Below are 1,388 nucleotides of genomic sequence, written 5' to 3' on the forward strand. Positions count from 1 at the left end.
CAGCTCAATACATCGATGAAAATGTAAAAAAACTTCAAAATAATCAAGCGGCAGCAAATGTGTTTGTTCCTAACGGCCAACCCTTGAAAGAGGGAGATACCCTCGTTCAACCAGATCTGGCAAAGACGCTGAAATTAATTAAAAAACAAGGATCGGAAGTATTTTATAGTGGCCAAATTGGTAAAGCACTTACCAAAGAAGTGCAAAAACGCGAAGGAACAATGACAACAGAGGATTTAGAGAATTATGTGGTGAAAGAAAGAGAACCGATTAGATCGGAATATAGAGGATACGAATTGGCAGGGGCAGCTTCACCAAGTTCAGGCAGCTTGACTGTCCAACAAATCCTGGAGCTAATGGAAGGATTCGATGTACAAAAGATGGGGGCGAACTCCCCTGAATATCTTCATTATCTAACCGAAGCCATGCATCTAGCTTTTGCCGATCGCGCTGCCTATATGGCAGATGAAGATTTTTATGATGTACCAACAAAAGGACTATTGGATGAAGATTATATAAAAGAAAGAAGAAAACTCATTAATCCAAATAGATCAACGGCTGATGTAAAAGAAGGCGATCCATGGAAGTATGAGGGCACAGAACCCACTTCAATGGAGAAGGTAAAAGAAGAGAAAACTCCGATCGGACAAACGACTCACTTTTCTGTCATGGATAAGTGGGGAAATATGGTTGCTTATACGACTACAATCGAGCAAGTATTCGGATCAGGTATCATGGTACCTGATTATGGATTCATGCTTAATAATGAAATGACGGATTTTGATGCGACTCCCGGTGGCGTTAACCAAGTAGAGCCAGGAAAAAGACCGAGAAGCAGTATGTCCCCGACCTTCGTATTAAAAGATGGTAATCCCTTCATGGCCATTGGTTCACCAGGCGGGGCGACGATAATCGCATCGGTATCTGAAACGATTATGAATGTGCTTGATCATCAAATGCTAATTCAAGATGCGATACTTGCGCCACGTATTTATTCCGCTGGTTATCCGACAGTTAGATGGGAACCGGGAATTGAACAAAATACAAGGTTGGAGTTAATGGCAAAAGGCCATGTTTATGAAGAAAAACCCCAACATATCGGAAATGTGCAAGCTGTTATTTTTGATTATGAAAAGGGGAAAATGTATGGAGGAGCCGACAATACGAGAGAAGGAACTGTTCAAGGAGTGTATAATGTATCCTATAAATCGAAAAAACCAAAAGAAATAAAAGAAGAAAAGAAGGGACCGTTTACCTTAAAAGTGAATGGAGCCGTTTATCCTTATACAGCTGAACAAATGAAACTGATAAATGAAAAACCCTATATCCAATCAGACAAATTGCTACTTGGTTTGGGTGTAATTGGAACCGGGGACTTAGAAACATTT

Annotated in this window: 1 protein-coding gene; it reads left to right on the forward strand. The window is 40.4% G+C overall.

Annotated elements, in window-relative coordinates; translation table 11 throughout:
• Window positions 1-1,388: gamma-glutamyltransferase (gene ggt / locus AC1DUW_RS28850; protein ID WP_477644190.1), on the forward strand; the 1,388-nt coding region annotated here is incomplete at both ends.

Source organism: Peribacillus sp. P4_C12 (assembly GCF_056402095.1).